The 24,989-nt window shown below is 65.7% G+C and carries 23 protein-coding genes and 1 tRNA gene; 7 read left to right on the top strand and 17 right to left on the bottom strand.

The genetic code is table 11. The annotated features are described in order from the left end of the window. Positions 1–168 precede the first annotated feature (168 nt). The 10 genes from J2W49_RS11265 to J2W49_RS11220 form a co-directional block, all read right to left on the bottom strand. Positions 169–582 (bottom strand): ORF6N domain-containing protein, encoded by a 414-nt coding sequence (locus J2W49_RS11265; RefSeq protein ID WP_310315689.1) that lies wholly within the window; start codon positions 580–582, stop codon positions 169–171. 147 nt (positions 583–729) lie between these two features. Further along, complete coding sequence (locus J2W49_RS11260; protein WP_310315688.1) at positions 730–1,863, bottom strand: ABC transporter substrate-binding protein; 1,134 nt, start codon at positions 1,861–1,863, stop codon at positions 730–732. A gap of 3 nt (positions 1,864–1,866) precedes the next feature. Further along, complete coding sequence (gene dhaK / locus J2W49_RS11255) at positions 1,867–2,853, bottom strand: dihydroxyacetone kinase subunit DhaK (protein WP_310315686.1); 987 nt, start codon at positions 2,851–2,853, stop codon at positions 1,867–1,869. Positions 2,854–2,869: 16 nt separating this feature from the next. Continuing rightward, complete coding sequence (dhaL, locus tag J2W49_RS11250; protein WP_310315684.1) at positions 2,870–3,499, bottom strand: dihydroxyacetone kinase subunit DhaL; 630 nt, start codon at positions 3,497–3,499, stop codon at positions 2,870–2,872. A gap of 9 nt (positions 3,500–3,508) precedes the next feature. Next, a complete protein-coding gene (locus J2W49_RS11245; RefSeq protein ID WP_310315682.1) occupies positions 3,509–4,546 on the bottom strand; it encodes an ABC transporter ATP-binding protein in 1,038 nt (345 codons plus the stop codon). Further along, positions 4,539–5,642: an ABC transporter ATP-binding protein gene (locus J2W49_RS11240; RefSeq protein WP_310315680.1), complete on the bottom strand. Its 1,104-nt coding sequence runs from the start codon at positions 5,640–5,642 to the stop codon at positions 4,539–4,541. Before J2W49_RS11240 ends, J2W49_RS11245 begins: the two co-directional genes overlap by 8 nt. A gap of 6 nt (positions 5,643–5,648) precedes the next feature. Next, positions 5,649–5,843, bottom strand: a complete 195-nt coding sequence (locus J2W49_RS11235) for a hypothetical protein (RefSeq protein WP_310315677.1) — start codon at positions 5,841–5,843, stop codon at positions 5,649–5,651. Further along, entirely contained in the window at positions 5,840–6,787 is a 948-nt protein-coding gene (locus J2W49_RS11230) for a carbohydrate ABC transporter permease (protein ID WP_310315675.1), read from the bottom strand. The genes J2W49_RS11235 and J2W49_RS11230 overlap by 4 nt, the downstream gene beginning before the upstream one ends. After that, positions 6,784–7,797, bottom strand: coding sequence for a carbohydrate ABC transporter permease (locus J2W49_RS11225; RefSeq protein WP_310315674.1), 1,014 nt, complete (start codon positions 7,795–7,797; stop codon positions 6,784–6,786). Before J2W49_RS11225 ends, J2W49_RS11230 begins: the two co-directional genes overlap by 4 nt. Further along, positions 7,794–9,122: an ABC transporter substrate-binding protein gene (locus tag J2W49_RS11220; protein ID WP_310315672.1), complete on the bottom strand. Its 1,329-nt coding sequence runs from the start codon at positions 9,120–9,122 to the stop codon at positions 7,794–7,796. The genes J2W49_RS11225 and J2W49_RS11220 overlap by 4 nt, the downstream gene beginning before the upstream one ends. A 313-nt stretch (positions 9,123–9,435) precedes the next feature. On the opposite strand from J2W49_RS11220, the gene J2W49_RS11215 reads away from it, so the two are divergent. Next, positions 9,436–10,470 carry a LacI family DNA-binding transcriptional regulator gene (locus J2W49_RS11215; RefSeq protein WP_310315670.1) on the top strand — a complete coding sequence of 345 codons (1,035 nt, stop codon included), beginning with the start codon at positions 9,436–9,438 and terminating at the stop codon, positions 10,468–10,470. 71 nt (positions 10,471–10,541) lie between these two features. Beyond that, the gene (locus J2W49_RS11210; protein WP_310315668.1) at positions 10,542–11,525 is read left to right on the top strand and encodes a dihydroxyacetone kinase subunit DhaK; all 984 of its coding nucleotides are present in this window, start codon (positions 10,542–10,544) and stop codon (positions 11,523–11,525) included. A gap of 208 nt (positions 11,526–11,733) precedes the next feature. Here J2W49_RS11210 and J2W49_RS11205 read toward each other — a convergent pair whose 3' ends face one another. Then, on the bottom strand, positions 11,734–12,378 hold the full coding sequence (locus tag J2W49_RS11205; protein WP_310315666.1) for an FMN-dependent NADH-azoreductase: 645 nt from the start codon (positions 12,376–12,378) through the stop codon (positions 11,734–11,736). A gap of 163 nt (positions 12,379–12,541) precedes the next feature. Between J2W49_RS11205 and J2W49_RS11200 the strand changes: the two genes are divergently transcribed. Both J2W49_RS11200 and J2W49_RS11195 read left to right on the top strand, forming a co-directional pair. After that, positions 12,542–13,468, top strand: a complete 927-nt coding sequence (locus J2W49_RS11200; protein WP_310315665.1) for a LysR substrate-binding domain-containing protein — start codon at positions 12,542–12,544, stop codon at positions 13,466–13,468. A gap of 43 nt (positions 13,469–13,511) precedes the next feature. Continuing rightward, positions 13,512–13,586, top strand: a tRNA-Arg gene (locus J2W49_RS11195). Positions 13,587–13,652: 66 nt separating this feature from the next. Here J2W49_RS11195 and J2W49_RS11190 read toward each other — a convergent pair. The 4 genes from J2W49_RS11190 to J2W49_RS11175 form a co-directional block, all read right to left on the bottom strand. Next, the gene (locus J2W49_RS11190) at positions 13,653–14,066 is read right to left on the bottom strand and encodes a hypothetical protein (protein ID WP_310315663.1); all 414 of its coding nucleotides are present in this window, start codon (positions 14,064–14,066) and stop codon (positions 13,653–13,655) included. Between the two features lie 176 nt (positions 14,067–14,242). Then, positions 14,243–15,496, bottom strand: coding sequence for a nucleoside recognition domain-containing protein (locus tag J2W49_RS11185; protein WP_310315661.1), 1,254 nt, complete (start codon positions 15,494–15,496; stop codon positions 14,243–14,245). Positions 15,497–15,529: 33 nt separating this feature from the next. Further along, positions 15,530–16,924 (bottom strand): GTPase/DUF3482 domain-containing protein, encoded by a 1,395-nt coding sequence (locus tag J2W49_RS11180; protein WP_310315660.1) that lies wholly within the window; start codon positions 16,922–16,924, stop codon positions 15,530–15,532. After that, positions 16,921–18,363 carry a DUF2868 domain-containing protein gene (locus J2W49_RS11175; RefSeq protein WP_310315658.1) on the bottom strand — a complete coding sequence of 481 codons (1,443 nt, stop codon included), beginning with the start codon at positions 18,361–18,363 and terminating at the stop codon, positions 16,921–16,923. The genes J2W49_RS11180 and J2W49_RS11175 overlap by 4 nt, the downstream gene beginning before the upstream one ends. Before the next feature lie 203 nt (positions 18,364–18,566). Here J2W49_RS11175 and J2W49_RS11170 point away from each other — a divergent pair, with 203 nt between their 5' ends. Together J2W49_RS11170 and J2W49_RS11165 are read left to right on the top strand one after the other, a co-directional pair. Then, positions 18,567–18,995 carry a VOC family protein gene (locus tag J2W49_RS11170; RefSeq protein WP_310315657.1) on the top strand — a complete coding sequence of 143 codons (429 nt, stop codon included), beginning with the start codon at positions 18,567–18,569 and terminating at the stop codon, positions 18,993–18,995. Positions 18,996–19,047: 52 nt separating this feature from the next. Continuing rightward, a complete protein-coding gene (locus tag J2W49_RS11165; protein ID WP_310315656.1) occupies positions 19,048–19,401 on the top strand; it encodes a nuclear transport factor 2 family protein in 354 nt (117 codons plus the stop codon). Positions 19,402–19,457: 56 nt separating this feature from the next. Here J2W49_RS11165 and J2W49_RS11160 read toward each other — a convergent pair whose 3' ends face one another. After that, positions 19,458–21,065 (bottom strand): ABC transporter permease, encoded by a 1,608-nt coding sequence (locus J2W49_RS11160; protein WP_310315654.1) that lies wholly within the window; start codon positions 21,063–21,065, stop codon positions 19,458–19,460. Between the two features lie 199 nt (positions 21,066–21,264). Here J2W49_RS11160 and J2W49_RS11155 point away from each other — a divergent pair, with 199 nt between their 5' ends. Then, positions 21,265–22,392 carry an ABC transporter ATP-binding protein gene (locus tag J2W49_RS11155; RefSeq protein WP_310315652.1) on the top strand — a complete coding sequence of 376 codons (1,128 nt, stop codon included), beginning with the start codon at positions 21,265–21,267 and terminating at the stop codon, positions 22,390–22,392. A gap of 47 nt (positions 22,393–22,439) precedes the next feature. On the opposite strand, the gene J2W49_RS11150 is transcribed toward J2W49_RS11155, so the two are convergent. After that, positions 22,440–24,926 (bottom strand): penicillin acylase family protein, encoded by a 2,487-nt coding sequence (locus tag J2W49_RS11150; protein WP_310315651.1) that lies wholly within the window; start codon positions 24,924–24,926, stop codon positions 22,440–22,442. Positions 24,927–24,989: the final 63 nt, after the last annotated feature.

Raw genomic sequence — 24,989 nt, 5'->3', positions numbered from 1 at the left:
AGGGGTTGCGGGTGGCTTGTTTGTTTAGCCGCTGTGCTGCTGGGTTACGTCGCCTTCTTGCTGTTCCCTTCGGTGGATTCTTTGGGCTTGTCCTTCGTGTCCTCGGGCGTGATGAACTCGATAGGTCGCTTGGTCGGATCAGGCGGCATGGTCAGCTTGCGCAGCGCATCAAACCTGGCGCAACTGGTTGCGGGTATCGCGGCTGAAGGTGTCACGCAACATGGCCAGCGCTCCGGTCTTCTCCTCCAGGCTGGAGAGCCGCTCGAACAGGTCCTTGTGCTGCATCGCCGCCTCGCGCAGCCGAAGAAAGGCTCGCACCACGTAAGTCGATACCTCCACGGCGCGCGCACTGTTCAAGATCATCGCGGCCATGATCGCGCCGTGCTCGGTGAACGCAAAAGGCCGATAGCGCCGACCGCCCCGGCCCGCGTTTGAGGCCGCAAACTGCGACCTCAAAGCCTCCCACTCGTCTGTGTCGAGCTGAAACATGAAGTCGGCCGTAAACCGCGCCGCATTGCGCTTCACTGCTTCATTGAAGCGCTTGGTCGGCACCTCGTAGAGTGTGGCCAGATCAGCGCCCAATCACCCGCTGGCCGCGCCGCACCGCATCTCAGACCACCACCAACCATCCAATTGCCACTGCCCAGCGCTTCCTGCCCGACACACCCCAGAGCCAGAGCAATCCTCGGTCTTGCGGGTTTCGCTCCCACGCCGTCTGCCACACAGCCCCTACCGGATGAAGCGCAGCTCACGATTGATGGTGGCCAGTTCAACGAAGCGGGAGGCCGAGCGCAGACCAGGTTCGAGCGCGAGGCGAAAGCCGCCGAGTTCCAGAGGTGGTGCACCTTGAAACGCCAGCTTCAACTCAGCAGGCTTCGTGGTTCTCTCAACCACATGGGTCAGCCAGCGCGCCGCCAGATAGCCCTCCAGGGAAGCGAAATCAGGCTGTATCGCGTGGCGCTGGGAAAAGGTCAGGAAGTCGGCTGTGACCCGGCGGGATTTCGACCACGGGTAGGGCACGGCCTGCACGAAATGAACCCCGACCGCCTGGGAGGTGATGGTTTCGACCAGGCGGTTGGCGTCTACCGTGGACAGGGCATAGAAGGCACCGCCAAAACCCGCCGCCCGGAAGGCCTCAATGAAGGCACCAGAAACCGCATGGCTGCAGGCCAGGATGATCGCCTCCGATTTGCTCGGCGACAACCTGGCCACGGCCTGGCGCACGTCGTCGTCCAGACGGGCCATGGACACGGAGCGGTGGCGCAGAATGTTTGCGTGCTGGCAGGCCTCCTCGAAGCTGTTGCGGATCGAGAATCCCTGCGCGTTGTAGTCGAACAACAGATCGATGCGCTTGTATCCGATGGTGGCTCCGTGCTTGACGACCTGGCGCACCTCGTCGTCGTGGCTGGGGCGCATCAGAAAAGTCGATGGCAGTGAGGCTTCGCGAAGCGCGCTGGAACCGGTCACCGGCGCCACGAACAGCACGCCCTCCTGTTCAGCGATGCGGGCACAGGACAAGCAGGCGCTGGCACCCATGAACCCGAACAGGGCGTGAGCGCCGTGCTCTGCGACCAGCAGTTTCGCGTTCACCTCGCCCTGCTCCGCCCAACCGCTGTCGTCCAGCGTCTGCATGCGAAATGCACGCCCCTTGATGCCGCCCCTGTCGTTGACCTGCTTCAGCCATGCCAGCGCACCCTGGTTGAACTGTGTGGTCGTCTTGGCCAGCGGGCCGGTCAATGGCGCGGACTGCCCCAGCAGGATGTCGCCGGCCAAGGCGCTTTCAGCGGTCAGCGCGTTCGAGGAAGCCACCGCCATGCAGCCACCCACCAAGCGTTGCAATGCGCGTCGGCGATCCGGGCGCATGGTTCAGCTCCAGTTCAGGCTGGCGGTGCGCACCGGCGCATCCCAGAGCTGCAGCAGCTCCGGATCCATCAAGGTCACGGTGAGCGAAGCGCCTGCCATGTCGAGCGCGGTCGTGTAGTTGCCGACCAGCGAGCGGACCACGTTGACACCGCGGGCGGCGAGGGTCTTTCCCGCACAGTGGTGCAGCAGGTACAGCTCCATCAAGGGCGTGGCGCCGAAGCCGTTGACATGCAGCAGCACGTTGGCACCAGGCGCCGGGTTCAGGTCGGTCAAGATGCAGTCCAGCAACTCGTCCACGATGGCTTGGGCGGGGCGCACCGGCTCGCGGCGGCGTCCCGGTTCACCGTGGATGCCGACGCCGAATTCCATCTCGTCATCATCGATGTCGAAGGTGGCGCGCCCTGCGGCGGGAACGGTGCAACTGGTGAAGGCCACGCCCATCGAGGCGGTGGCGCGGTTCACGCGATCGCCCACGGCCTTGCACTGCGCGAGGTCCAGGCCGGTCTCTGCAGCAGCGCCGACGATTTTCTCGACCACCAGGGTGCCAGCCACGCCTCGGCGACCGGTAGTGTGGGTGGAGTTCTGCACCGCCACGTCGTCGTTCACCATCACGATGGCGTTTTCGATGTCCAGCATCTCAGACGCCATCTGGAAATTCATTGAGTCACCGGCGTAGTTTTTCACGATGAACAGAACGCCCGCGCCTGTGTGCACCGATTCGGCTGCGGCCAGCATCTGATCGGGGGTGGGCGACGTGAACACCTGCCCGGTGCAGGCCGCGTCGAGCATGCCTTTGCCCACGAAGCCGGCATGCAGCGGTTCGTGACCGGTACCCCCGCCGGAGATCAGCGCCACCTTGCCCGGCCTGGGCGCGGTGCGGCGCACGAAGGTCGGGTCGAAATGCACCGTGAGGATGTCGGCGTGCGCGGCCTGCAGTCCGCTGAGCGACTCGTGCAGCACCTGGTCCACATGGTTGATGAATTTTTTCATGATCGGTCTCCGGGGTTCAGCGATGGGTCATGAGGTCGCAGACGGCGTGGATCGCGACCTCGCAAGACTTGGAACCGGGGTCGATGTGGCCGATGGCGCGCTCGCCCAGGAAGTGCGCGCGCCCTTTGGTGGCGACCATGTCGCGCGTGGCCAGCATGCCCTGCGTGGCTTCCTGCTTGGCCGCCACACACAGGTCGGCGAGCGACGCGCCCTCTTCGTTCAGGCGCACCAGCAGGCGCGCCACCGGAATCAGCGTGTCGAGCATGGTCTTCTCGCCGAGGTCCGCTTTGCCGCGCGATTTGATGGCGTCCACCCCGGCCACGAACGCGGCGGCAAACTGCCGGCGGTCGGGTTCGGCTGCGCCTTTGAGCGTGGCCGCCATGCTCAGGAAGAAGCTGGAGATCAGTGGTCCGGAGGCACCACCGATGGTGGACAGCAGCTTCATGCCAATGCGGTTGAGCGCATCAGCAGGCGTGAGCCCTTGCAGGGAAGGCGACAGCTCGGCCATGACCTCGCAGCCCCGGCGCACGTTGATGAAGTGATCGCCGTCACCGATGGCACGGTCCAGCGCCTCAATGTCTGGCTCGTGGCGCAGTATCGAAACCTGCACCGCCGCGATCGATTGGAGGATGTCTTGGGTGTTCATGTGAGGGTCCTATGAAAGGGAGGCGTGGTTGACCGGGCGGTCGTTCATGCGAAGGCCCTGGGCATCGAAGTAGAGGCAGCGGGAGGAATCGCAGCGGATGGAAACGGTGTCGCCCGGGTGGAACACGGCATCGGGCGCGGTGTGCACGTGAATTTCAATGCCGTCGCGCTCCACCACCATCTCGTGCTTGAGAAGCGAGGCCTCGATCACGCGACAGGCCAGCGCACCATCCAACTGGGCCACCTGCACGTCTTCCGGGCGGATCGCGGCATGCACGGCGCCGGTTGGTGAATTCAGGCCGGCCCAGTCGGCAGGCAAAGCGTTGATGACGGGCGAACCCAGGCGCTGAGCCACCTGCAGCGTTGCCGGTTGTTCATAGATCTCCATGGGTGTACCCACCTGCTGGACCTTGCCCTTCTCCAGGATGCCAATGCGATCGGCCATGGTGGTGGCTTCGACCTGATCGTGTGTGACATAGATGACGGTGGAGCCGGTGCGCTTCTGGATGCTCCTGAGCTCGACCCGAAGCTCTTCGCGCAAGCGCGCATCCAACGATGACAGGGGCTCGTCCATCAGGAAGACCTTGGGCGAACGAACCAGCGCCCGGCCAATGGCCACGCGCTGCATCTCGCCACCCGACAGGGCGGTGGCCTTGCGCTCCAGCTTGGACTCGATGTGCAGCAGCGACGCGACTTCGTGCACGCGCTCGCGCACCTTCGCCTCGGGCGTCTTGCGCATGGGCGAGCGCAGCGGAAAGGCGATGTTGTCGTACACGCTCAGATGCGGGTAGAGCGAGTACTGCTGGAAGACAAAGGCGCAGTCGCGGGCCGCCGGGAAATGGCCGGAGATGTCCTGCCCGTCCATGAAGATTTGCCCGGCGTCGGGCCGTTCCAGGCCGGCGATGAGGCGCAGGGTGGTTGTCTTGCCTGCGCCGCTAGGACCAAGCAACACGAAGAATTCACCGTTCTGGATGTCCAGATCGATCCCTTCGATGGCGGTGGTGGGGCCAAAGCGCTTGGTCATGCCCCGGATCGAAATGCTAGCCATGAGACATGCCCTGTTTGTGGTGGGAGGTGGTGGCGCTGTCGAGCAGCAACTCGGTGTCTTTGTTGAACATCACAATGCGTTCGGTCTGGAAGCTCAGCCCGACGTGGCCACCCACCGCCGGCACCACCCCTTTGGGCGACACGGCCTTGATACGGCCGGTGGCGGTCTGCACGTCGGCGATCCAGTGCGAACCGAAATACTCCACGTGCGACACCTCGCCGCGCACGGGGCCGCTGTCGCTCATTCGCACATGCTCTGGGCGAATGCCGAGCACGGCCTGCGAACAGGTCTCGTCCAGGCGGGGCACCTCGACCGGCGCTCCATTCACCTGGATGACGTCTTGCCCCTGCAGGACCGCTTCCCTGATGGGCACGAAGTTCATCGACGGGCGCCCAATGAAGCTGGCCACGAACATGCAACTGGGGAAGTGGTAGATGCCTTCGGGCGTGTCGGCCTGCAGGATCTGGCCCCCGTTCATCACCACGATGTGATCGGCCAGCGCCATCGCCTCGTTCTGGTCGTGCGTGACGAACACGGTGGTGGTTTGCAGGCGATCGTGCAGCCTGCGCAGCTCCACGCACATGAGCTCGCGGAACTCGGCGTCCAGGGTGCCCAGGGGCTCGTCCATCAGAAAGGCCTTGGGCTTGCGCACGATGGCGCGGCCCAGTGCCACGCGCTGGCGGTCACCGCCAGAGAGTCCACCGACACGGGCGTTCATCAGATGCTCGATGCGCAGAATCGCGGCCACTTCCTCCAGGCGGCGGTGAATCTCGGCTTTGGGCAGGCCTTCGTTCTTCAGCGGGAAGGCGAGGTTCTCGCGCACATTGAAGTGCGGGTACAGCGCAAACAGCTGGAACACCATGGCGATGTCGCGCTCGCGCGGCCGGCGGTAGGTGACGTCTTCCCGGTCCAGCAGGATCTGCCCACTGGTGGGAAATTCGAGCCCGGCGATCATGCGCAGGGTGGTGGTCTTGCCGCAACCGCTAGGGCCAAGCAGGACGACGAACTTGCCGTCCTCCAGGATCAGCGACGAGTTCCGCACCGCCGTGAAGTCGCTGAACGTCTTCTGCAGGTTCTTGATCTGAATCTGTGCCATGGTGCTTCAGCTCGGTGGCAGCTTGCCGGCGACTGTGTAGCCGATCACACCGACCAGCAACACAGAGAAGGCGTACGAGTACACGCTCAGCGAGAAGGGCTGCATGAGCATGACCAGGCCGATGGCGATCAGCGCCATGGTGCCGGCCTCCCACGGCCCTCTGCGGTACCAGCGCTTGCGGGGTTTGGATGAGGGGTTCATTTGCGGATGGCTCCGAAGGTGATACCGCGCAGCAGGTGCTTGCGCAGCAGGACGGTGAAGAACAGCACCGGCAGCAGGAACAGCGCGGTGCCGGCGGCCATGGCGGGCCAGTCCAGGCCACCCTCGCCGATGATGGTGGGAATGAACGGCGGCGCGGTCTGCGCGGTGCCACTGGTGAGCAGCAGCGCAAAGGCGTACTCGTTCCACGAGAAAATCAGGCAGAAGATGGCCGTGGTGGCGATGCCGGTGGCCGCCTGCGGCAGCACCACCTTCACGAAGGACTGCCAGCGGGTGTAGCCGTCGACCATGGCCGCCTCTTCGTACTCGCGCGGAATTTCGTCCATGAAGCCCTTGAGCAGCCAGACCGCGAGCGAGAGGTTGACCACCGTGTACATCATGATCAGCCCGAGGTGGGTGTCGCTGAGCCCCACGTGGCGGAACATCAAGTAGATCGGAATGGCGATCGCGATCGGCGGCATCATCCGCGTGGAGAGGATGAAGAACAGCAGGTCGTCCTTGCCCGGCACCCGAAAGCGCGAGAAGGCGTAGGCCGCCAGCGTGCCCAGCACCACCGACAGCAGCGTGGAGCCGAAGCCGATGATGAGCGAGTTGCTGTAGCGGTCGGCAAAACGCGAGGGGCCAGCGAGAATCATCTGCTGCTCGCGCACCTGCTTTTCGTACCAGGTGGCTGGCGGCGGCAGCGCGGCGAGTTCGTCTGCGCCGACGCGCGAACGCGTCGTGAACAGGTTGACGTAGCCGATCAGCGACTGCTCGGCCACCAGCTTGGGCGGGTAGGCGATGGCATCGCTGTGCGTGCGGAAGCTGGTCATGAAGATCCACGCCAGCGGGATCAGCGAGATCAGCGCATACGTGATCACCACGCTGCCAGCGAACCACTTGGAGCGTGCGCTCGGCTCCAGCGGAGAGTGAACCTGTGTGTTCATCTTTGTTTCACCCGTTCAAGGAAACGCACCGCCACCAGCGACAGGCCGTAGATCGACACGAAAAGAATGATGGCGAAGGCCGAGGCATAGCCGGTGCGCCACTTCTCGAAGGCCTCGCGCTTGAGCGAGATGGAAGCGAGCTCGGTCACCGAGCCTGGGCCGCCGTTGGTCAACTGGTCCACCAGGTCGAACATCTTGAAGTTCTCGATGGTGCGAAACAGCAGCGCGAGGATGATGAAGGGCATCACCATCGGCAGCGTGATGCGCCAGAACCTGGTCCACTCCGAAGCGCGATCTATCTCCGCCGCCTCGTAGAGGTAAGAGGGAATGGAGCGCAGCCCGGCCAGCAGCAGCAGCATCACGTAGGGCGTCCACATCCAGGTGTCCACCAGCACGATGGCCCAGGGCGAGAGCTGTGTGTCGCCCAGCATGGTCAGGTTGCCCGGGCCGCCGAAGAATTCGACGAAGCGGTTGAAGATGCCGTATTGCGGTTCGAAGAAGTATTTCCAGAAGGTGCCCACCACCGCCGGCGCCAGCATCATGGGCAGCAGGATGGCGGTGCTCCAGAAGCTGTGCGAGCGGAACCTGCGGTTGAGCAGCAGGGCGAGACCGAAGCCGAGCAGCAGCTGCAGCGTGATGGACCAGCACAGGAAATGGGCGGTGGCACGCATGTGCTCCCACATCGCCTCGTCGTTGAGCACGCGGCTGTAGTTCTCGATGCCCAGCCATGAGACTTCGGCATTCGGGCGGTTGGCCCGGTAGTTGGTGAACGAGAGGTAGATCGTCCACAGCAGGGGAAAGATGTTGAAGGCCAGCAGCAGCAGGATGGTCGGGCCAACGAACAGCCACGCCAGTGCGCGATCCGACAGGCCTTGCGGGCCGAACAGGGATTTGCGGGTGAGGCTGGAAGGGTCCGGAGACCGAAGGGCAGCGCCCTTCGATCCCCACGAACCCGCCGTGGGCGCCATGGCTGAGCGCGTGACCCACCGCGTGAACGCTTCTGGTTTCACTTGATTTTCCCGTCTTCCTTGAAGACCTGGACCCAGTCCTTCTCCAGCGCGTCGAGCGCAGCCTTGGCCGTGCCCTTGCCGGCGACGACGTAGTCGTGCACGCGGCTTTGCATCGCCAGCAGCAGCTGTGCGTAGCTCGGGTCGGCCCAGAAGTCCTTGACCATCTTCATGGAGTCCTGGAACACCTGGGCGTACGAGGTGCTCGTTGCAAAACCAGGCTGGTTCAGGATCTCGTTCAGGCAGGTGAAGCCGCCGCCTTCCCACCACTTCTGCTGGACGGCTGGCTGTGCGAACCACTTCATGTACTCCAGCGCCATGTCCTGCTTGTCGGAGTACTTGACCACCGAGATGCCCTGGCCGCCGAGCTGTGCGTGCTGCACGCTGCCCTTGGGGATGGCAAAGAAGCCGGTCTTCTCACCGCCCACCTGCGGGTCCTTGGAGATGCCCGGGAAGAAGGCAATGAAGTTCATCTGCATCGCCACCTGGCCCGACTTGTAGGCGTCCAGGTTCTCCGTCATGTAGGCATTGGAGTGCCCGGGCGGCGTGACGGTGTCGTACAGCTCCTTGTAGAGTTCCAGGCCCTTGACGGCGCCCGCCCCGTTGATGAAGCCATTCATGTCGTACGGCTTCTTGGGGTTGGCGTAGTCCATGCCGTGGGCGTACATCGCGTTGGTTGCGCCCATGGTGATGCCTTCGGAGCCGCGCTCGGTGTAGAGCGCCGCGCCATAGACCTTCTTGCCGTCGATGGTGCGGTTCTGGAAGAACTGGCCGACCTGCTTGAACTCGTCCCAGGTCTTGGGTGCAGCCAGGTCGCGGCCGAACTTCTGCTTGAACTCAGCCTGCAACTCGGGGCGCGCGAACCAGTCCTTGCGGTAGGTGAACGCCACCGCGTCGCCCATGGCCGGCAGCGCGTAGTAGTTCGCCGTGCCCTTGGGCCAGGTCGAATAGCCTTCGACCGTGGCCGGCGCGAAGTCGGCCATCTTGATGCCGCTCTTGTCGAAGAACTCGTTGAGCTTGACATAGTGACCTTCGGTGGCGGCCGAACCGATCCACTGGCTGTCGCCGATCAACAGGTCGCACAGCTTGCCCCGCGAGTTCAGCTCGTTGAGCATGCGCTGCGCGAAGTTCGGCCAGGGCACGAACTCGTACTTCATCTGAATGCCGGTCTTGGCAGTGAAGTCTTTCGACAGCTCGACCAGCGCGTTGGCCGGGTCCCAGGCGGCCCAGCACAGGGTGAGTTGTTTTTGCTGGGCGAATGCGCTGCTGGAGCACATGCCCATCGCCACAGCGGCCACGGCCGCCAACAGTTTCGGTTGCAGTTTCATGTTTGTCGTGTCTCCGGGTTGTCGTGGCATGGCCACAGGGCTCGTCTCGAACGTATCTGCGGTCGCTCCGGTCCTTGCCGCTGTTGATTCGATGACGTGATGTGAATAATAAATAAATCAATCAATAAATCACTCAGGAAAACCCTAAGCCATCAGTCGTCAGCCGGCAGGCGATAGAAATCGAGGGTTTACCCGTGTTTTTCCGGGTTTTTCTGCGAAAAAACTCTGGAATTTGGCGGACGAAGCGGCGTGATCGCTATGCTTCAGGCATCGGTTTGATGGACCAATCCATCAAAAAAGCAATCACACACCCATGGCAACCACTTTCACCATCCCCCAAATTGCCGAGGCTGCCGGCGTCAGCACAGCGACAGTGGATCGCGTGCTGAACAACCGCCCCGGCGTGGGCCAGGCCACGGTGGAGCGCGTGCGCACCGCGATGGAAACACTGGGCGCCATGACCCCGGTGCGCGGGCGCCCGCGGTCCAGCCAGAGCTTCAAGTTCGCGTTCGTGCTGCCGGCGGCCAGGCGCGGCTTTTTTGACCTGGTGGACCGGGTGATCGCGCAATCGGCCGGCGACTTCCGCCACAGGCACATCGCGGAGCTGACCCACCGCATCCAGGCGCACGACGGCAACGCGTTCGCGGCTCAGTTGGCGAAGCTCGGCGATGTCGACGGCATTGCACTGCTTGCCCCGGACGTGCCGGCCGTCAAGCTGGCCATCAACGAGCTGGTGCGAAGCGGCGTGCACGTGGTCACCCTTTTTTCGGACGTGGCGGGCTCGCTGCGCGAAACCTACATTGGCGCCGACAACAAGGCGGCCGGCCGCACGGCGGGCCTGCTGATCGGACGCGAGCTGGCGCACATCGCCGCGCCGCGCTGCGCGCTGCTTTCGCCGCAGACGCGCTACGCCTTCGAGATCGACCGGGCGGTCGGGTTCGAGCAGGTGACCCAGGAGCGCAGGGCACACATCGAATTGCTCCGGTTCGGCGACATGCCCGAAACCGAAGACGAAACCCGGCAGTTCGTGCGCCAGATGCTTCCCGCTGCGTCATCGGCCGCTGCGCTGCACGCCGTGTACAGCGTGGGCCCGGGCTCCTTCGGGCTGAGCCGTGCCCTCACCGATCTGGGCTACGACACGCAACTGACCGTGACCATTCACGATCTGCTGGAAGTGAACCGCCCGCTGCTCATGTCGCACGCGGTCACTTATGTGCTGCACCAGGACGTGCACTACGCGGTGCACACGGCGGCCAAGGTTCTGCGCGATCTGTGCGAGGGCGTGCGTGGCGCCTTGTCGGTGAGCAACCCCAGGGTCGAGATCCTGACCCCGGAGAACCTCGCTTGATTGCCGGCTCCGAAAGCCGCAACATGGATCAAAGTTCAAACTGCAATTGCCTGCCGCTGCGGCCAACACCCATGAAGAAGTTCCAGAACAGCGCCCACACCTTCGTGCACGAATCCCTGAGGGGTCTTGCCGAGGTCCACGCAGACATTCTTGCGGTGCATCTGGACCCGACCTATGTGGTTCGGCGCGAGAACACACCGGGGCAAGTGGCGGTGATTTCCGGCGGGGGCTCCGGGCACGAACCGCTGGACGTCGGCTATGTGGGGCAAGGCATGCTGGCAGCCGCCTGCCCGGGCGAGATCTTCACCTCATGCACTCCCAACCAGATCGTGGCGGCGGCGCAGGCCGCAGAACAAGGCGCTGGCTGCCTCTTCATCGTGAAGAACTACCGTGGTGATCTGCTGAACTTCGAGACCGCGCTGGACATGCTGGACTTCGATTGCAGCACCGTCGTGGTGGACGACGACGCATCAGTGGACACCTCGCCACATTCGGTTGGTCGCCGGGGGGCGGCCGGTACCCTGATCGTGCAGAAAGTGGTGGGCGCAGCCGCCGCTGCGGGCGCCAGTCTGGCTGAATGCAAGACCGTGGGCTGCCGGGTGAATTCGCAGACCGCTTCGGCCGGAGTGTCCTTCCAGGGCTGCATGGACCCGATCACAGGATCGCCCACCTTCGTCATCGGCGCCGACGAGATCGAGTTCGGAGTGGGGTTGCATGGCGAACCAGGCCGCCAACGCATTCCCATGGCATCCGCAGAAAATCTGGCGGCCCGCATGCTGGACACCATCATGCGCGACCTCAAGCCCAAACCGGAGCACCGCCTGCTGCTGTGCGTCAACGGGTTTGGCGCGACGCCCCTGTCCGAGCTCTATGTGCTCTTCAATGCCGCCTCCGGACACCTGAAAGCCCGAGGCCTCAACATTCACTGCTCCCTGGTGGGCAACTACGCCACCTCGCTGGACACGCCTGGTGGTTCGATCACGGTCACGGTGCTGGACGACGAAATCGCATCGCTCTGGCTCGCGCCCGTGCACACGGCTGCCCTGCGTTGGTAGTCATCGCCAGGGGCGCAGGGCGCTCGGGAAAACCGGGAGCGGCTGCGGCCAGCGCTTCGGAGCCCATCACTTCGCAGCAAACACACCGGTATCGAGGTGGGGATATTGCTTTTGCAGGGCATGCAGCCCTTCAATGACTCTTTGATGCCATCCGGGACCCCCGCTGATCAAGTCAACACGACAGATGCAGACCCGGCCCCGAACAAACTCAAGCCACCTGCGCCACCACAGCCTGGTTCGCCGCCACACCCGTGTGCGCACGCAGCTCGCCTTCGGCCGTGCTCAGGGCCTGTGCCTTGGCATCCGGCCCCATGGCCACGCCTTCGGCGCGCACAAAGCGCACATCGGTGATGCCGAAGAAGCCGAACACGGTCTGCAAATAGCTTTCCTGGTGTTCCATGGCGCGGCCGGCTTCGCTGGTGGAGTACACGCCGCCGCGGGTGATGGCGACGATCACGGTCTTGCCGCCGGCCAGGCCTTTGGGGCCTTGTTCGGTGTAGGTGAAGGTGCGGCCAGCCTGGGCCACGCGGTCGATCCAGGCCTTGAGCTGGGTGGGAATGGTGAAGTTGTACAGCGGGGCGCCAATGACGATCACGTCGGCGGCCAGGAACTGGCTCACCAGTTGTTCAGACAGGGCGTTTTCCTGGCGTTGGATTTCGGTGGTGGCGTCCTGGCCGGTGCGAAAGCCCAGCGCGTCTGCGCTGAGGTGGGGCGGGGTGTTCTTGGCCAGGTCAAGGTGTTCCACCTGGGTGCCGGGGTGGGTGGCTTGCCAGGCGGCCACGGCCCGGGCGGTGAGCTGGCGGGAAACGGACTGGTCGCCGGTGATGGCGGAATCGATGTGAAGCAGTTTCATGGGGTTCTCCGAAGGGGTTGAGAAGCAGGGCCACCGCAACGAGCGGCGTTGGATAGATTGTGGATTCCAGCCCAATCCTTGATAAGGCGGCAACTTCGAGACAAATCGTTCCAGAATCAGGACAATCATCCCAACCGATCACCTCCAAACCCAAAGGACGCCCATGCAAGACCTGAACGACATGCTGCTGTTTGCCGAGGTGGTGGAGCGCGGTGGCTTTGCCGCAGCGGGCCGGGCGCTGGGCATGCCCAAGTCGCGGCTGTCGCGCCGGGTGGCGGGGCTGGAGGCGCAGCTGGGTGTGCGCCTGCTGCAGCGCACCACGCGCAAGCTTTCGTTGACCGAGGTGGGCGAAACGTTTTTGCGCCACTGCCAGGCCATGCGCGAATCGGCGCAGGCCGCGGCCGACGTGGTGGCCAATGCGCAGACCGAGCCGCGCGGCACGATCCGCGTGGTGTGCCCGGTCACGCTGGCGCAGACGGTGCTGGCCGACGTGATGCCGATCTACCTGGCGCGGCACCCCCAGATGCGCGTGGAGATGGAGGTGAACAACCGGGTGGTGGATCTGGTGAAGGAAGGCGTGGACGTGGCCTTGCGCGTGCGCCTGTCGCTGGAGGAAAGCGGCAGCCTGGTCATCAAGCGGCTGGACGACGCCCGCTCCGTGCTGGTGGCCAGCCCGGCGCTGCTGGAACGCCAGGGCACGCCGGTCACCCTGGAAGAAGCCAGCCAGCTCGACAGCGTGGCGATGTCGGCCACAGATGGGCAGGTCAGCGTGCGTCTGACGCACACCCAGGGCCGGGAGGCCATGCTGCAGTACCGGCCCCGCTACATCGCAGACGACCTGCTCACCCTGAAGCGCGCCGTGCTGGGCGGCAGCGGCATGTGCTGGCTGCCAGACTACATGTGCGAAGACGAGTTGCGCGACGGCCGCCTGGTGCGCCTGCTGCCGGATTGGTCCATGCCGGTGGGCGTGGTGCACGCGGTGTTTCCTTCCCGCCGCGGGCTGTCACCGGCGGTGCGCAGCTTTCTGGACTTCCTGGGCGAATACGTACCGGTGTGCGGCAAGCTGCTGCGCCAGGCCCCATCACCTTAGCCGACACAGAGCGGCCCCGTACAATGCGGGCTCTCCATTTTTCGCCGCCATAGTTCAATGGATAGAACGAGCGCCTCCTAAGCGCTAGATACAGGTTCGATTCCTGTTGGTGGTACCAAATTGAAAGCCGGAACGGTCCAAAGCCTTCCGGCTTTTTGTTTTTGGGTTGCCGGAAGGGGTGAAGTCACCGGCGCGTACTGGGTACCGGTGCCACAGGCTGCGGGTCGCGCCCCTTCTTGGAGACAGGCACGTCCGTCGGGCCGATGGGACTGTCCTTCCTGGTGGAGCGACCGCTCGCGCCGGGCACATCTTGCGCGCGCTTCTCGGCATCCAGGCCGGGCGTAGCGCGCATATCGGTGTCAACCTGGCCGTTTTCAATGTCCTTGGCGGCTTGCTCCATGACACGTTGGGGCTTGCCATCAGTCATCTGCGTGTTCTGGTCGCGCTCGTGTGGCAGTTGCAGGTGTTCTTCGTCAGCTTCGGCCGGTTTTGAGCCTGGGGCACGGGGGGTGCGGCTGACCATGTTGGCCGGGCTGGGCGGCTGCTTGCTGGGCAGGTCAGAGGGCTTGTGGGGCGGTGGAACGGGTGGTTTTGACATCGGGTGGGACTCCTTGAATCAGGGTGGTGCGATGAGTGGGTGGCAGCGACACGGCCCACGCGGCGAGGATCGATTCGCCCTCCCCCGCCATGGGCCCGCCCAAGCCGGATCCCCATTCTGCGGGAGTCGAGGTTTTGAAATGTCTGCCGCCCCAAACAGGCGTTTGAACCATGCCTTCAGCGCAGCATGGCGTACCCCACGCCAATCGCGGCAAACAGGCCCACCACATCGGCGAACAGTGCACACGCCAGCGCATGCCGCGTGTGCTTCACCCCCACACTGCCGAAGTACACGGCCAGCACGTAGAAAGTGGTCTCTGTGGAGCCCTGCACGATGGCGGCGAGGCGCCCGGCGAACGAGTCCACCCCGTGCACCTGCATCACGTCGATCATGAGCCCGCGCGCACCGGCGCCAGAGAGCACCTTCATCAAGCCCACTGGCAGCGCGGGCAGAAAGTCGGTGTCCAGTCCCAGGGCGGTCACCCCGGCGCCAATGACCGCCAGCAGGTAGTCCATGCAACCGGCCGCGCGAAACAGCCCGATGGCGATCAGGATGGCAATCAGGTAGGGGACGATCTGGATGGCCACGCCGAAGCCTTCCTTGGCCCCTTCGATGAAGGCGTCGTAGGCGTTGATGCGGCGCCACGCCGCGGCAAGCAGAAACAGCATCACGATACCCAGAATGGCCACCGCGCCGGTGGTACCGGCGATGCGCGAGGCCTGTTCGGCCGGCAAGCGGGCCAGTGCAGCCACAGCCGCCGCCAGCAGGCCGCCCACGGCCAGCACCGGTACCAGAAAGCGCGCACGCCACAGCGGCAGGCGCTGGGCCACCGCCACGGCCAGCACACCAGCCAGCAGCGCCGTGAACGTCACCAGCAGGGTGGGCAGAAAGATGTCGGCCGCGTTGAAATCCGCGCCCAGCCCCTGTTTGACTGCCATGCTCTGGCGAATGGCGATCACCGAGGTGGGAATGAGCGTGAGGCCCGCCGTGTTCATGACCACGAACATGATCTGCGCCTGGCTGGCCGTGCCGGCCGGCTCGGTGTTGAGGCTCTGCAGTTCCTGCATGGCCTTCAGGCCCAGAGGCGTGGCCGCGTTGTCCAGCCCCAGCAGGTTGGCGGAAATGTTCATGGTCATCGCGCCCTGCGCAGGGTGGCCTTGCGGCACGCCAGGGAACAGGCGCCGCAGCAGCGGCCCGGCCGCGCGGGCGAGCAGTTCGATCATGCCGGCGCGCTCGCCCACACGCATCAGCCCCAGCCACAGAGCCATGATGCCGGCCAGGCCCAGGGAAATCTCGAAGCCGGTTCGAGCGCTGTCGAACAGGGCTTTGAGCAGCGCCTGGAAGATCGCGTCGTCGCCCAACAGCCAGCGCGCCGCCGCGGTGGTGAATGCGACAAGGAAGAAACCGATCCAGATCCAGTTCAGCGCCATGGAGGGAGATGGTAGCCGCAGGGCGCTCGGCGGTCAGTCGAGCATGCTTTCGACACGCTGGGCGACGGTCTGGCGCAAGGCTTCTCGGCGGCCATCGGTGTCGGCCGGGCTCCCGTGGGCCAGTTCCCATTCGGGGTGGCTGCGGGCGGGGGCCAGGTCGGCCAGCAGGGCTTTCAGGTCGGCACGGTAGCTGTCGCCGGGCGCTAGCCGAACGGCCAGGGGTTCCAGCGCCGCGTGGCCGCGCGCCTGCAGGCGTTGGCAGAGTTGCAGCAGGCCGTCGGCCAGCACGGCGAGCACGTCGTCCTGCAGGGTGAGTTCTTCGATGCGCATCACGCGGTTGCGCAGCTTGCGCGGCAACTGGCCCCAGCCCTGCCCCACCACACCGCCAATGGCCGCGCCCAGCACGGTGCCGGTGCCCAGCGACAGGCCGGCCAGGGCAATGTCCAGTGTGAGACCCACCGCCGCACCGGCGGCCGCGCCCTGGCCCAGCAGGCGGCCCACGCTGGCCAGGGCTTCCGGGTTGAACAGGTCGGTGGCCCAGCGCCCGCTGGCCCAGGCCATCACGTCGAGTTGCGCATCGTCCCTGGCAAAGCCGTGCAGTGCCAGCAGGTCGTTCACGGCCAGCTGCAGGCTTTGCACCAGCTCGGCACGGAAAGCGGTCACAAAGGCGCTGCGGGCTGCTGCGTCGGCCACGGTGTCGCCGGGCGCTTCGCGGCGCATGGCAGCAGCGCTGATGAGCGCATCGGCCACGCGGCGGGCGCTGGCGGTGCGGCGCGCCTGCGCTTGCTGGTCCAGCTCGGTCAGCACGGCTTGCAGCGTGGGGCGGTGGTCGCGCAGCAGCGTGCCCAGGTCTTCGTAAAGCTGGCGCTCTGAGCCCACGAAGGGCGCCACCGCATCAAAGCGCACGGCGGCGTGCAGTCCGTAGGCGGCCAGCAGTTCGCGCCATTCGGGTTCACGGCCACCTTCGGCGCGCACGAAGTTGAGCACCGGCATGATGGGTCGCGCGCAGCCGGTGAGCACCTCGATTTCGCTGCGGTATTTGGGCAGCACGGGTTCGCGGCAGTCGATGACGACGATCGCGGCGTCGGCCTGCAGCAGTTGCCGCAGCACCTTGACTTCCTGCTCGAACACGCCGTGCGCTTCCGGACCATCCAGCAGGGCGCGCACGCGCTGGGGCGGCGTGAGTGCTTCGGGCATCTGCTTCAGGTGGTGCTGCAGCGCCACCGAGTCTTCCAGGCCGGGCGTGTCGAAATAGCGCACACGGGTGACACCGTCGACCTGCAGGCCAATGGCTTCGACGTGGCGGGTGGTGCCGGGCCGATCAGACACTTCGCCGAAGCGCGCCTGGCGCGTGAGCGTGCGCAGCAGCGAGGTTTTGCCGGCGTTGGTGTGGCCTACCACGGCGATGTGGATGGCTTCCTGGGTCATGTTGTGCCCGTTGGCAGGCTTGCCGCGTCGCTGGCCAGCCATTGGGCAGCGTCGGCCGATGTGGCACAAAGCTGCACAGCAGACAGCTCACTGGCTTTGAGCCAGTCGGCCCAGCGCCCAGGCTTGTCGCCTTCGATCCATGCACCGCCCGGCCCGCGCCCCAGTGGCAGCAACGCGCAGCGGTGGGTGTGGCTGCAGAGCTGCCGCAAGAAGCGTTCGGCGCCCCGGTCCGGGCTGGCGGCTGCGGCGCACACGAACACGGCGTCTACCGCGGGCGCAGATGCCAGCGTGGTCAACAGGTGCAGGCGCTCGGACATGGTGCCGGCAACCGTGTGCACGGCATGCACCTGCGCGGCCAGCGCCGCGGGGGGCCAGACCATTTCAGACGGGAGTTCAAACCCGATCAGGACCCGGCCCACGGCCTCACCGGGAGATCGGGGCCGGAACGCCTGCGGGCCTTGCACATGCGGTGGTGCGTGTTCGGCGTCCACCACCTGGGGTGGGTCCATGGCCTGGAAGCGGGTGAGCAACTGGCGAAAGTACGGATCACTCATGTCCAGCGACAGCCGCATGGCGCGCCGCTGCCACACCAGCGCGCACACCACCAAGGCGACCAACCGGGGCACCAGGCCGTAGAACAAGGCGCTGGCCAGCAGCCACCAGGCCATGGCCTGCGCGCCCTGAGCGCTGGGCGGTGCGTTCACGGTCACCGCATCTGGCACCGGAAAACCCAGCGCGCGCGGCAGCCAGCCTGTGACTTGCAAAAAGCCCTCAAAAAAGGCGGGGCTCAGGATGGTGGTTTCCCAGGTGAGCGACCAGGATTGAAAGGCAAACAGCATCAACAAGCTGGCCAGCACCAGCGCAAACGCCAGTGCCCACAGCAGGTGGCTGAGCGCACCGAACACCCACAGACCAAGCCGGTGTTCGCGCAGCACCGCGTTCACGCCGCGCAGCAGGCTCATCGCGTGCGGGCCATGCAGGCCAGGAAGGCGCGCGGCCAGGCCCAGCGCCAGCTTCCCCAAGGACCATGGCCCCGCAGCACGGGCCGATCCGGCCGACGCCAGTGCCCACAGCACCCACACCAGCAAGGCCACCACCGGCACGCCCAGCATGGCCACGAAGGCGAAAGCCGCGTTCACCGTTTGCCCGCTGCCCAGCGCACGGGTGAGCAAGCCACCCGCCAGCAAAAAGGCCAGCACGCCCAGCAGGCCGCCCGCCACCCACAGGCCGGTGCGCAACCGCGCCCATTCGTCCACCAGCCCGAGTCGCTGTGCCAGCAGGCGCGCACGCTCCAACAGCCGGCCTTGGTCGCTGGTGTGGCGGGCGTGCGCCAGCGCCATTTCACCGGCATCGTCCAGCGCGCCACCCGCCTCGATGGCCTGCATGGCGTGCGCCAGGGCCAGGTCGCGAAATTCGGCGGGTTCGGGGCGGGTGCTCACAAACAGCGGTCTCAGGTGGCTTTCGGGAAGAAGGGCAGCAGCAATGCTACCCGGCGGGCGGTGGCACGTTGCGGGCAAGCATTCGGTGACGTGGGTGCCCGCCTGTCATCTGGCAAAAAAAGATGGCGCCTGATGTCGAATCAGGGCAACCTGGTTCGTCGTGGTGTTGTCAGCCCATTTCAACAATCCTGAAAGGAAATCCCATGCCCCAGCTGTGTGCCTACCTGTCCTTCGACGGCACCTGTGCCGAAGCCATGAAGTTCTATGCCCAGGTGCTCGACGCCAAGCTCGAAGCCCTGATGACCTACGGGCAGATGCCCGACGGCGAACCGGTGCCCCCCGAGCATGCAGACAAGATCATGCACGCCTACCTGGTGCACCCGGACTTCGCGCTCATGGCCGGCGACGCCATGCCCGGTGTGCCCTTCGACGGCATGAAGGGCGTGATGCTGGCCATCACCTACCCCACAGCAGCCGAAGCCGAACGCATCTTCAATGCCTTGGTTGACGGTGGCAGCGTGCAGATGCCCCTGGGCGAGACCTTCTGGGCCGAGCGCTTTGGCATGCTGACCGACCGGTACGGCACGGCCTGGGCGGTGAATGGCGGGCCGCGGGAGATGCCGAAGGATTGACCATTGGCACCTTGCGCCCATACGGAAAGCACCCACAAACAGCGAGTTTCAGATGTCAAACCCCAACACCATTGCCGAGAGCATCCGCGCGTACTTTCGCGCCTACGAACGCAAGGACCGGGCTGCACTGGAAGCGCTGTTGAACGAGGGGTTCACCTTCGGCAGTCCGCACGACCCGCACCTCGACCGCAGCACCTACTTCGAACGTTGTTGGCCCAACAGTCAGCGGACCGAGGCGTTCGAGATCATCAAACTGATGGTCGAGGGAAACGACGCTTTCATTCTCTACTCAGCCACGGCCAAAGATGGCTCCACATTCGCCAACACGGAGTATTTCCGGTTTGAGAACGACAAGGTGAGCGAAGTGCGGGTGTTCTACGGGTCATTGCCGAAGCCAGCGGAGTAGCGCACAGCGCGGCAGGGCCACCACCGACCAGGGGGCTCAGTTGCCCGTCGACCCCATCACCGCGCCCGCAGGGTTCGGCTCAGCAGGATCACCGGCAACAGCCCCACCAGCACCAGCGTGAGCGCGGGCAGCGCGGCTTCGCCCAGCCGCTCGTCGCGGGCCAGTTGGTAGGTGACCACGGCCAGGGTGTCGCTGTTGAAGGGGCGCAGCACCAGAGTGGCGGGCAGTTCCTTCATCACGTCCACAAACACCAGCAGCGCGGCCGCTGCTGTGGAGCGCTTGAGCAGCGGCCAATGCACGCGCAAGGCCAGGCCCAGGCCGGTGGTGCCCAGCATGCGGGCGGAATCGTCGAGGCTGGCGGGAATGCGGGCGTAGCCGCTCTGCATGGACTGCAGCGCCACGGCGGTGAAGCGCACCAAATAGGCCCAGACGATGCCGAGCGCGGTGGCGGTGATGAGGTAGCCCACGCGCGTGTCGGGCTGTGCGGCCTGCACCCAACCGATGGGCAGCAAGATGCCGACCACGATCACCGCGCCGGGCACGGCATAGCCCAGGCTGGCGAGCTGCACCACGCCGCGCGTGAGCGGGCCGGGCCGGGCGCGCAGGGCAAAGGCCAGCGCCAGTGCGATGGCGGTGGCCAGCGTGGCGCTCAGGCCGGCCAGCCACACGCTGTTGCGTGACCACTGCACGAAGCTGCTCCAGGGCAGGTCGTCCCAGCCGCCAATGAGCGGGCGCAACATGAACAGCACCGGCAGCAGAAAACCGAAGGCAATGGGCAAGCTGCACACCACCACGGCCCATGCGGCGCGGCCGCCGCGCAGGCGCACGGGCTGGGCTTCCGCACTGCCGGCGCGCTGACCGCGCAGCGTGGCAAAGCGCATGCGGCGCTGGGCCCGATGTTCCAGCCACAGCAGCAGCGCCACCAGGGCCAGCAACATGGTGGCCAACTGGGCAGCGGCCAGCGGCATGTCCATCGACAACCAGGCCTTGTAGATGCCGGCGGTGAAGGTCTGGATGCCGAAATAGCTGGCCACACCAAAGTCGGCCAGGGTTTCCATGAGCGCGAGCGCCACACCGGCGGCCACGGCCGGGCGGGCCAGCGGCAAGGCGACTTCGCGGATGCGGCGCGCCAGCGGGGCGCCCAGCAGGCGCGCGGCTTCCATGAGTTGCGCGGCGCGTTCTGCCAGCGCGGTGCGCGCCAGCAGGTACACATAGGGGTACAGCGAAAAGGTGAACACCCACACCGCACCCGGCGTGTTGCGGATTTCCGGGAACACGCGCCCGCTCAGGCCAAAACTTTCGCGCAGCCACACCTGCAGCGGGCCGCTGAACTGCAGGAAATCGGTGTAGGCGTAGGCCACCACGTAGGCCGGCATGGCCAGGGGCAGCAGCAGCGCCCACTCAAAGAGTCGGCGGCCGGGAAAGTCAAACAGCGTGACGGCGCTGGCCGTGGCCATGCCCACCACCGCCACGCCCACCGCCACGGCCACGCAGAGCCACACGGTGGTGAACACGTACTCGGGCAACACGGTCTGGGCCATCTGGCTCAGCACCTGGCACGCCACCGCGTCAAACTGAAACCACGAAGCGCCCAGTGACAACACCGGCAGGGTGAGCATCAGCGCGAGCAGGAGCAACAGGGCCGGGGCCAACCAACGCAGCATGGGCTAGGTGGAATGAATGGAAAGTACGGAGGAAGACCCGTCGCCGGGCGCGAAGCTGCGCCTGGGTGGGCCGGGGAACGCATCATGGCACGGCGACCAGGCCCTGCTCTGCCCCGGTTCCATTGACCCACGTCAACACAAATGAGAATTGTAGTTATCTACAATGAGAGCCCCACCGTTCGGAAACCCGGGTTTCACCATGTTCCTCAACGTCTCGCAACTCAGCGTGCGCTACCCCGGTCTTTCGCAGGCTGCGGTAGATGGCGTCTCACTTGGTCTGCGCGCGGGCGACATCGGGGTGCTGATCGGCCCCTCGGGCTGCGGCAAGACCACGCTGCTGCGCGCCGTGGCCGGGCTGGAGCGGGCCAGCGCCGGCAGCATTTCACTCGACGGCGAAACCGTGAGCGGCATGAGCGACGGCCAGCAGCACCACATGCCGGCCGAGCAGCGGCGCATTGGCATGGTGTTTCAGGACTACGCCCTGTTCCCGCACCTGAACGTGGGCAAGAACATCGCCTTCGGCATCGACCGCCTGCCCCGCGTCGAGCGCGATACCCGCGTGGCCGAGGTGCTCAAACTGGTGGGGCTGGACGACATGCAGGCCCGGTTCCCGCACGAGCTCTCTGGGGGCCAGCAGCAGCGCGTGGCCCTGGCCCGTGCGCTCGCCCCCCGCCCCCGCCTGCTGTTGCTGGACGAACCGTTTTCCAACCTGGACGTGGACCTGCGCGAGCGTCTGGCGCACGAGGTGCGCGGCATTCTGAAAGCCGCCAACGCCACCGCGCTGTTCGTCACTCACGACCAGCTGGAGGCGTTTGCCATTGGCGACGTGATCGGTGTGATGCACGAAGGGCATCTGCACCAGTGGGAAGACGCCTATGCGCTCTACCACCGCCCGGCCACGCGCTTTGTGGCCGAGTTCATCGGGCATGGTGTGTTCGCGCCCGCCCAGATCCGGCAGGACGGCAAGGAAGTCTCGGTGCAGACGCCGCTGGGCGCGCTGCAGGACGTGGACGAATGCCCGCTGCCCAGCGCCTACGACGCCGGTTTGTGCGACGTGCTGCTGAGGGCCGACGACATCGTGCACGACGACGATGCGCCGGTGAAGGCGCAGATCCTTCGCAAGGCGTTTCGCGGTTCGGAATTCCTGTACACGCTGCGCCTGGCCAGTGGCGAAGTGCTGATGACGCACGTGCCTTCGCACCACAACCACGCGGTGGGCGAATGGATCGGCATCCGCGCCGAGGTGGACCATGTGGTGACATTTGCGCGCGGCGGGGCGGCGATGTCACCGCCAGCCCCGGCCGTGGTGCGGGGCATCGTGGGCTGAGGGGTCTCCCCTGCCCGCTTTTCCCATGCCGATGCGACGGGCGCAGCTCAGGGCCTGAGCGTCAACCGATGACTGAACGCCGGCGGGTCCATGCGCAAGGGCCGGTACTGCACCGCTGCCCATTCCGCACTCATGTCTCTGTAGCGCTCAGAAAACACCAGGCCGCTCTGCCCCGTCTGGTAGATGAAGCGCGAGTTCTCCAGATCGCCCAGGTCGTACAGCGCACGCAGCGACGGGCCGTGGCGGTTGGCGAAGGGTTCTTTGGCGTGGTTTGCGTGGAAGTGGCCCATGTTGACGGTGAAACGGTCGCCACCCGTGGGCACGCGCACGTCGAACACCTTGGCCAGCGGCCCCACGTTGCTGAAGGGTTTGTGGGCAGACAGCGCGGGATGGGCCTTGCCCCATTGCCAGGCTGACACGTCATTGCCCTGCCAGGTAGCGATGCGGGTCAGCGAGCGTTCCAGTGCCTGACCACTGGCCACGGCGCAGCCGGCGGCACCGCACCAGGCGGTGTCGTTGCGCGCCAGGATGCCTTCAATGGCGGGCCGGAACACGCGCCGGCCGTACATGCCCATGAGGCGTTCCTCGCCCAGCCGGCCGCCGATGACGCCGCGGGTGAACTCGTCGGTCCACACGGCAAAGATGAGCGCGCCGGCGCTGTCGGCACGCAGTTCGCCGTTGAAGGTGGTGAGCGCCGACTGCGCGGCATCGGCCAGCGGATGGCCGACCGGCGCACCCAGCAGGTGCGGCAGCAGCACCCGTGCGGACTCGGACACCACATCGGCGTGGATGGCGCTTTGTGATGCCAGATCGTGCTGCCCGCGAGCGGCGATCAAGGCATCGATGCGGTCCTTGCGGTACGGAATTTCCCAGTCCTGGGTGATGAAGTGGGGGTAGTCGGCGTCATGCACGCGCTGGTTGGCGGTGGACCACCAGCCAGCGGCGGTGATGGTGGCGTGGTCGACCTCGGGCGTGTCGGCGTAGGGCAGCCAGCCTTGCCAGTCGTAGCGGGCGTCCCAGCCGGGGGAAGGCGCCACGCCCATGATGTCGTTGTCGGGGTGGCGCAGCGGCACGCGGCCGGTGGCTTTGAAGGCCACCTGACCAGCCGTGTCGGCCATGACCACGTTCTGCATGGGCGCGTGAAAATCTTCGTAGGCGGCCATCAGCTCGGCCACCGACTGCGCGCGGTTGCTGCGAACGCCGGCCACGACGGCCCGGTTATCGGTGTCCAGCGCGGTCCAGCGCAGGGACAACACATAGCGGCTGGTGTCGATCAAGGCCTGGTGCGAGGCCTGTGCGTCGCTCACCACCGGGCCGTGGCGGGTGTGGCGCACGGTGTGCACCACATCGGGCTGGCCCTTGACGCGGATGGTTTCCTGGCGCGTGGTGAAGTCGGCCCAACCGTCGGGCGTCTGGTAGCGCGCAGGGTTCGCGGGATCGATGCGCTCGATGTAGAGGTCTTGCACATCGGGCGCGGTGTTGGTGAAGCCCCAGGCCACGTGGCGTGTGCGGCCCAGCAGGATGAAAGGCAGGCCGGGCACGCTGGCGCCGGCCACGTCCAGGCCGGGCGCTTTCAGGCGCGCGAAGTACCAGATGGCCGGTGCGCTGAGCGAGAGGTGGGGGTCGTTGGCGACGATGGGCTTGCCACTGACCGTGCGTTCGCCGGCAATCACCCAGTTGTTGCTGCCCTTGCCGTCGACCGTGCCCAGGTTGTTGCTGAAGTCGTTGGCCCAGGCGGCCAGGTCGCTCTGCATGGCAGCGGTCAGCAGGCTGCCCGGCGGCTGGGGCAATGGCTCGGCCGGTGCCAGCGACTGGGTGGTGGGTGCGCGGTACACGCCCAATTCGGCGTACAGACGGGCCAGATCGGCGCGGGCCACCGGGCGTTCGCCGGGGTACGGTGGCAGGAATTGCCAGAGAGCCTCGGTGTCGAGCACCTGCAAGGCGCTCAGGCGCGTGAATTCGTTGCCCATGTTGCCGCCCAGGTCCAGCGCCATCATGATGGCCCAGCCCACGCTGTCAGCCGCCGTCCAGGCCACGCCGGATTCGCCACCCGGGCGCGTGCCCAGCACATGGAACTCCGGCGGCAAGGCCTGTGTGCTGGTGGCGTAAAACGCGTTGATGCCATCGGCATAAGCCTGCACCGCCCGCTGCGCATCGGGCGGCAAAGCCGCCAGTTGCCGGTTCGCTGCTTCCAGCACACCCAGGGTGCGCAGCAGCTTGTCGGTCTCCAGCGTGGCTTCGCCCAGGATCTCGGACAACTGACCGTGCATCACACGGCGGTTGAATTCCAGTTGCCAGCCACGCTCCTGCGCGTGCACATAGCCCAGCGCAAACCAGGCGTCGCGTTCGCTGGTGGCTTCGATGTGGGTCACATCGGCGTCGTCGCGCGACAACTGCACCGGCTGGCTGAGGCCGGGAGCGGCCAACTCACCGTCCATGACCGGCAGTGCGCGATACACATACACACCCAGCGCCGCGGCCAGCGCCACCAGCAGACTCAGGGCGCCCAGCCCGATGCGTCGAAACCATTTCATGTTGTTGTCTCCGGCATGCCACGTCACACCGCCGTCGGTGGCACTGGCACAGCTGGCATCGTA

Source organism: Hydrogenophaga palleronii (genome assembly GCF_031457455.1).
GTDB lineage: Bacteria > Pseudomonadota > Gammaproteobacteria > Burkholderiales > Burkholderiaceae_C > Hydrogenophaga > Hydrogenophaga palleronii_A.
This window is presented reverse-complemented; position numbering and strand designations above follow the sequence as displayed.

Coding starts and splice junctions, on each gene's coding strand:
- J2W49_RS11215 (WP_310315670.1), top strand. CDS start 9,436: ATGGCAACCACTTTCACCATCCCCCAAATTGCCGAGGCTGCCGGCGTC.
- J2W49_RS11150 (WP_310315651.1), bottom strand. CDS start 24,926: ATGAAATGGTTTCGACGCATCGGGCTGGGCGCCCTGAGTCTGCTGGTG.
- J2W49_RS11165 (WP_310315656.1), top strand. CDS start 19,048: ATGTCAAACCCCAACACCATTGCCGAGAGCATCCGCGCGTACTTTCGC.
- J2W49_RS11220 (WP_310315672.1), bottom strand. CDS start 9,122: ATGAAACTGCAACCGAAACTGTTGGCGGCCGTGGCCGCTGTGGCGATG.
- J2W49_RS11155 (WP_310315652.1), top strand. CDS start 21,265: ATGTTCCTCAACGTCTCGCAACTCAGCGTGCGCTACCCCGGTCTTTCG.
- J2W49_RS11240 (WP_310315680.1), bottom strand. CDS start 5,642: ATGGCACAGATTCAGATCAAGAACCTGCAGAAGACGTTCAGCGACTTC.
- J2W49_RS11190 (WP_310315663.1), bottom strand. CDS start 14,066: ATGTCAAAACCACCCGTTCCACCGCCCCACAAGCCCTCTGACCTGCCC.
- J2W49_RS11245 (WP_310315682.1), bottom strand. CDS start 4,546: ATGGCTAGCATTTCGATCCGGGGCATGACCAAGCGCTTTGGCCCCACC.
- dhaK (WP_310315686.1), bottom strand. CDS start 2,853: ATGAAAAAATTCATCAACCATGTGGACCAGGTGCTGCACGAGTCGCTC.
- dhaL (WP_310315684.1), bottom strand. CDS start 3,499: ATGAACACCCAAGACATCCTCCAATCGATCGCGGCGGTGCAGGTTTCG.
- J2W49_RS11160 (WP_310315654.1), bottom strand. CDS start 21,065: ATGCTGCGTTGGTTGGCCCCGGCCCTGTTGCTCCTGCTCGCGCTGATG.
- J2W49_RS11200 (WP_310315665.1), top strand. CDS start 12,542: ATGCAAGACCTGAACGACATGCTGCTGTTTGCCGAGGTGGTGGAGCGC.
- J2W49_RS11180 (WP_310315660.1), bottom strand. CDS start 16,924: ATGACCCAGGAAGCCATCCACATCGCCGTGGTAGGCCACACCAACGCC.
- J2W49_RS11205 (WP_310315666.1), bottom strand. CDS start 12,378: ATGAAACTGCTTCACATCGATTCCGCCATCACCGGCGACCAGTCCGTT.
- J2W49_RS11170 (WP_310315657.1), top strand. CDS start 18,567: ATGCCCCAGCTGTGTGCCTACCTGTCCTTCGACGGCACCTGTGCCGAA.
- J2W49_RS11230 (WP_310315675.1), bottom strand. CDS start 6,787: ATGAACACACAGGTTCACTCTCCGCTGGAGCCGAGCGCACGCTCCAAG.
- J2W49_RS11260 (WP_310315688.1), bottom strand. CDS start 1,863: ATGCGCCCGGATCGCCGACGCGCATTGCAACGCTTGGTGGGTGGCTGC.
- J2W49_RS11210 (WP_310315668.1), top strand. CDS start 10,542: ATGAAGAAGTTCCAGAACAGCGCCCACACCTTCGTGCACGAATCCCTG.
- J2W49_RS11235 (WP_310315677.1), bottom strand. CDS start 5,843: ATGAACCCCTCATCCAAACCCCGCAAGCGCTGGTACCGCAGAGGGCCG.
- J2W49_RS11185 (WP_310315661.1), bottom strand. CDS start 15,496: ATGGCGCTGAACTGGATCTGGATCGGTTTCTTCCTTGTCGCATTCACC.